This is a genomic window from Streptomyces sp. RP5T (assembly GCF_003933965.1).
Taxonomy (GTDB): Bacteria; Actinomycetota; Actinomycetes; order Streptomycetales; family Streptomycetaceae; genus Streptomyces.
The window spans coordinates 1-4,986 of sequence record NZ_RSAJ01000596.1; the positions used below are offsets into that span (position 1 = coordinate 1).

6 protein-coding genes are annotated in these 4,986 nt (G+C 71.8%); 4 read left to right on the forward strand and 2 right to left on the reverse strand.

Annotation, left to right across the window (positions count from 1 at the left end; translation table 11 throughout):
* Positions 1 to 26: 26 nt before the first annotated feature.
* Complete coding sequence (locus EHS43_RS37170) at positions 27 to 782, forward strand: decaprenylphospho-beta-D-erythro-pentofuranosid-2-ulose 2-reductase (protein ID WP_125195032.1); 756 nt, start codon at positions 27 to 29, stop codon at positions 780 to 782.
* 69 nt (positions 783 to 851) lie between these two features.
* Here EHS43_RS37170 and EHS43_RS37175 read toward each other — a convergent pair whose 3' ends face one another.
* Together EHS43_RS37175 and trpS are read right to left on the reverse strand one after the other, a co-directional pair.
* Positions 852 to 1,436: a 2'-5' RNA ligase family protein gene (locus EHS43_RS37175; protein WP_125195033.1), complete on the reverse strand. Its 585-nt coding sequence runs from the start codon at positions 1,434 to 1,436 to the stop codon at positions 852 to 854.
* 187 nt (positions 1,437 to 1,623) lie between these two features.
* Complete coding sequence (gene trpS / locus EHS43_RS37180; protein ID WP_125195034.1) at positions 1,624 to 2,637, reverse strand: tryptophan--tRNA ligase; 1,014 nt, start codon at positions 2,635 to 2,637, stop codon at positions 1,624 to 1,626.
* A 142-nt stretch (positions 2,638 to 2,779) separates the two neighbouring features.
* Here trpS and EHS43_RS37185 point away from each other — a divergent pair, with 142 nt between their 5' ends.
* The 3 genes from EHS43_RS37185 to EHS43_RS37195 all read left to right on the forward strand — a co-directional run.
* Positions 2,780 to 3,340, forward strand: a complete 561-nt coding sequence (locus tag EHS43_RS37185) for an RNA polymerase sigma factor (protein ID WP_260470893.1) — start codon at positions 2,780 to 2,782, stop codon at positions 3,338 to 3,340.
* Positions 3,327 to 4,232, forward strand: a complete 906-nt coding sequence (locus EHS43_RS37190; protein WP_260470894.1) for a hypothetical protein — start codon at positions 3,327 to 3,329, stop codon at positions 4,230 to 4,232. The genes EHS43_RS37185 and EHS43_RS37190 overlap by 14 nt, the downstream gene beginning before the upstream one ends.
* A 238-nt stretch (positions 4,233 to 4,470) precedes the next feature.
* Positions 4,471 to 4,986: hypothetical protein (locus EHS43_RS37195; RefSeq protein ID WP_185806575.1), on the forward strand; the 516-nt coding region annotated here is incomplete at its 3' end.

Consider the following 4,986-nt stretch of genomic DNA (forward strand, 5'->3'; position numbering starts at 1 on the left):
ACCCAGGCCCTCCCAAGGAGCTGCTCGTGAAGGACGCCTTCGGCATCCCCCAGTCCCTGCTCGTCCTCGGCGGCACGTCCGGGATCGCGCTGGCCACCGTCCGCCGTCTCGTCGTCCGGCGCACCCGCACGGTGTGGCTGGCGGGGCGCCCCTCCCCCGGCCTGGAGTCGGCCGCCGCGGAACTGCGCACCCTGGGAGCCGATGTCCACACCGTCGCCTTCGACGCGCTGGACCCCGAGTCGCACGAGGCGGTGCTCGGCAAGGTGTTCGCCGAGGGCGACGTCGACATGGTGCTGCTCGCCTTCGGGATCCTCGGCGACCAGGCCCACGACGAGCGCGAGCCGGTCGCCGCGGTACGGGTGGCGCAGACCAACTACACGGGTGCCGTCTCGGCGGGCCTGGTGTCCGCGCGCGCGTTGCAGGCCCAGGGGCACGGCTCGCTCGTCGTGCTCTCCTCGGTCGCCGGTGAGCGCGCCCGCCGCGCCGACTTCATCTACGGCTCCAGCAAGGCCGGGCTCGACGTCTTCACCCAGGGGCTCGGGGATGCCCTGCACGGCACGGGCGTGCACGTGATGGTCGTCCGGCCGGGGTTCGTGCGGTCGAGGGTGGCTGCCGGTCTGGAGGAAGCACTCCTTGCGACCACTCCGGAGGCCGTCGCGACGGCGATCGAACTGGGTCTGCGGCGCCGCTCGGAGACGGTGTGGGTGCCGGGAGCGCTGCGGGTGGTGATGTCGGTGCTGCGGCACGTCCCGCGGGCGGTGTTCCGGCGGCTGCCGCTGTGATCGTAGGCAGGACCGCTGTGATCGGAGGCAGGACCGCTGTAACTGCGGTTACAACGGCTGTACCAGGAGTTACAGCTGGCTCGTGGGCAGGGAGCCGCGCTCCACATGGCCCGCCTGAGGCGGCACGACCGAGCCTCCGAAGGTGAACTCACGCAGCTTGCGCCACACCCCGTCGGCGCCCTGTTCATAGAGCGCGAAGCCGGTGCACGGCCACTCGGCCTCGAAGTCGGCGAGCTCCTCGAAGGCGCGGTCCATGGCCGCCTCCTCGATGCCGTGGGCCACCGTGACGTGCGGGTGGTACGGGAACTGGAGTTCCCGCGCGACCGGGCCGGAGGCGTCACGTACCTGCTTCTGGAGCCAGGTGCAGGCTTCGGCGCCCTGGGCGACCTGGACGAACACGACGGGTGACAGCGGCCGGAAGGTGCCGGTGCCGGCCAGCTTCATCGGGAACGGCCGGCCCGCCGCGGCGACCTCGGTGAGGTGCGCCTCGATGGCGTTCAGCGCGGTGTCCGCGACCTCTGTGGGCGGCAGCAGGGTGACATGGGTGGGGATGCCGTGAGCCGCGGCGTCGCCGAAGCCCGCGCGCCGCTCCTGGAGCAGGCTGCCGTGAGGCTCCGGGACCGCGATCGACACACCGATCGTTACGGTCCCCACGTCGTCTCCTGTTCGTCCCTGTCGTCCTGTCGGATTCGTTACCGGCCGTCCGGCTATCGACTGTACGGCCACGGCTGTGCTGTGGGCAGGCGCAGGCATAGTGATGTGCAGCGCTCTGCCCGGTGGTGCTGGTGTGCGGTGGTACGCCCGGAGCCCGTCGGCCGAGGCCGGAGGGCCGGGACGGCGATCAGTGCTTGGCGGGCAGGAAGCCGACCTTCTCGTACGTCTGGGAGAGCGTCTCCGCGGCGACCGCGCGGGCCTTCTCCGCGCCCTTGGCCAGGATCGAGTCCAGCGTCTCCGGGTCGTCCAGGTACTGCTGGGTCCTCTCCCGGAAGGGCGTGACGAACTCGACGACGACCTCGGCGAGGTCCGTCTTGAGCGCGCCGTAGAGCTTGCCCTCGTACTGCTGCTCCAGCTCGGCGATGCCGGTGCCGGTCAGGGTCGAGTAGATGGTGAGCAGGTTGCTGACGCCCGGCTTGTTCTCGGTGTCGTAGCGGATGACGGTGTCGGTGTCCGTGACCGCGCTCTTGACCTTCTTCGCGGTGGCCTTCGGCTCGTCGAGGAGGTTGATGAGGCCCTTCGGCGTGGACGCCGACTTGCTCATCTTGATCGACGGGTCCTGGAGGTCGTAGATCTTCGCCGTCTCCTTGAGGATGTACGGCTTGGGGATGGTGAAGGTCTCGCCGAAGCGGCCGTTGAAGCGGGTGGCGAGGTCGCGGGTCAGCTCGACGTGCTGGCGCTGGTCCTCGCCCACCGGGACCTCGTTGGCCTGGTAGAGCAGGATGTCCGCGACCTGGAGGATCGGGTACGTGAACAGGCCGACGCTCGCGCTGTCGGCGCCCTGCCGGGCGGACTTGTCCTTGAACTGGGTCATGCGGCTGGCCTCGCCGAAACCGGTGAGGCAGTTCATGACCCAGGCGAGCTGGGCGTGCTCGGGGACGTGGCTCTGGACGAAGAGCGTGCAGCGCTCGGGGTCGAGGCCCGCGGCGAGGAGCTGGGCGGCGGCCAGGCGGGTGTTGGCCGTGAGCTCCTTCGGGTCCTGCGGAACCGTGATCGCGTGCAGGTCGACGACCATGTAGAACGCGTCGTGGGACTCCTGCAGGGCCACCCACTGGCGGACGGCGCCGAGGTAGTTGCCGAGGTGGAACGAGCCTGCGGTGGGCTGGATTCCGGAGAGCACGCGGGGTCGGTCAGAGGCCATGCTCACCATTCTCTCAGGTGTCGGGGGCCGATCCGGAACCAGTCCGAAACAGATGGGCCACGGGTGGGAACCGATTCGGTCCGGGCGGTGTACCCATCGTGTGAGGACGCGGGAGGGGGGCCGCATCGTCGATGAGGCCGCGGTGATCGCACGCGTACGCGCCGGAGACCAGGAGGCGTACGCGGAGCTGGTGCGGGCCCATACAGGCCTGGCCATGCGAGCGGCCGCGGCGCTCGGGGCGGGTGCGGACGCGGAGGACGTGGTGCAGCAGGCCTTCGTCAAGGCGTACTGCTCGCTGGGCCGCTTCAAGGAGGGCTCGGCGTTCAAGCCGTGGTTCATGTCGATCGTGGCCAATGAGACGAGGAACACAGTGCGGACGGCGGCCCGTCAGCGCACGCTCGCGGGCCGGGAGGCGGCCTTCGCGGAGGCCGAGCCGCTGATACCGGAATCGGCGGACCCGGCCATGGCGGCCGTGGAGATAGAGCGCCGCGCCGCGCTGGGGGCCGCGCTGGAGAGGCTGAGCGAGGAGCACCGTCTGGTCGTCACCTACCGCTATCTGCTGGAGATGGACGAGTCGGAGACGGCCCAGGCCCTGGGCTGGCCCCGCGGGACGGTGAAGTCCCGGCTGAACCGCGCCCTGCGCAGGCTCGGCAAGCTGCTGCCCGACTTCGAGCCCCGGGAAGGGGGTGATGAGCGTGAGTGAGTCCTACGGCGGTGAGGGCACCGGCGACGGCGGGCGGGAGCGGGCGTCCCGGCTGCCCGAGGAGCTGCGGGCACTCGGGCGCTCGCTGGACGCGCCGGGCGCGGGCGGATCCGAGTCGATGGTGGAGCGGGTGCTGCAGCAGATACTCGACGAGCGGCTGCCGGTGCCGGTGGACCGGGCGCCGGGTCCGGGAGACCGGTTGCGGGCGGTCGGGCGGTGGACACGGGTGCGGTGGCGTTCGCTGACCGCGACACTGTGCGGGCTGCTGACCGTCCTCGCGCTCACGGCTCCGGTACGGGCGGCGGTCCTGGACTGGTTCGACTTCGGCGGGGTCGAGGTGCGGTACGACCCGTCGGCGGTGCCCTCGCCGGGGGCCGAGGTGCCCGGCTGCGGGCGCTCGGTGTCGCTCGCGCAGGCCGAGCGGCGGGCCGGGTTCGAGCCGCTGGTGCCGCAGGCGCTCGGCCCTCCGGGCACGGTGACGGTGTCGGCCGAGCCGCGGGGGCGGTTCCTGGTGAGCCTGTGCTGGCGTGAGGGCGGGCGGACGGTCCGGCTGGACGAGTTCCCGCAGCGCCTCGACCCCGCTTTCACCAAGAGCCTGCGCGAACCGCCGGAGTGGATCGCGCTGGGCGGGGTCGCGGCCGACGGGGTGCGGGACTACGCGCTGTGGTTCCCGCGCCCGCATGTGCTCGGTCTGTGGCTGGTCGACGACGAGGGTGACCGCTTCACCCGCACGGAGCGGACCGCCGGGCCGACGCTGCTGTGGATCCATCGCGGCGGCGGGGCGAGCGTGACGCTTCGGCTGGAGGGCGTGGCATCGAAGGAGCGGGCGCTGAGGATCGCGAAGTCGCTGGGCGGGCCGACGAAGGGGCCTGCCGGGAGTTCCCCGAAATAGTGCGCGTGGGGTGGGAACCCCGGCGGGCCGGGCGGTGTACCAGAAGTGACAAGCGGCTCGGGGACGGAGCCGGGATCGCGGCGGGAGTGCGATGTGTGACGAAGGGAGGTCCTCGCGAGCTGGAGATAGCGAGGCTTTGTCGATCGAGGGGGAGATGACAGTGCGGAGCAGACGCACAGCAGCAAGGCGCGGACCGCGCGGGGCGTTATCGGCGCTGGCGCCGGTGGCCGTGATCGTGATGGTGGCCGGGGCGCCGGCGGCAGACGCGGCGACACGGACGGCGCGGGAAGCAGGTACCGACGGACCCGACCTGGCGATGGTCGTCACGGGTGGCACCGGCCGGGCGGAGGCCGTGCGGTCCGACGAGCCGTACTTCACTCGCCTGTGGCAGCTGCTTCGACCTACGTACACGGGCACGGAGCGGGTGTCGGACACCTGGGAGGAGGGCCGCTATCCGCCGGTGCGGATGACCGTGACGTGGGGGCTGACGGGTGTCGGCGGCTGGCCGCAGACGGACTCGGCGCCCGGGGGCGACGTGGCCGTGGAGCGGCAGGACCAGCTCTTCCTGACCGGGGACGGCACCCCGTGGGTGCGCACGGATCCCGCGCCGGAGCGGGAGGACGACGACATCCGCTGGCACCGGGCGTCACGGACGGCCTTCGATCAGCTGGACCGGGCGGGACTGTTGGGCGGTGCCGGCGAGGGGGGACTCCGGGGCGAGGACGGCACGGAGGGTGGCGGCGCGGAGGAAGCC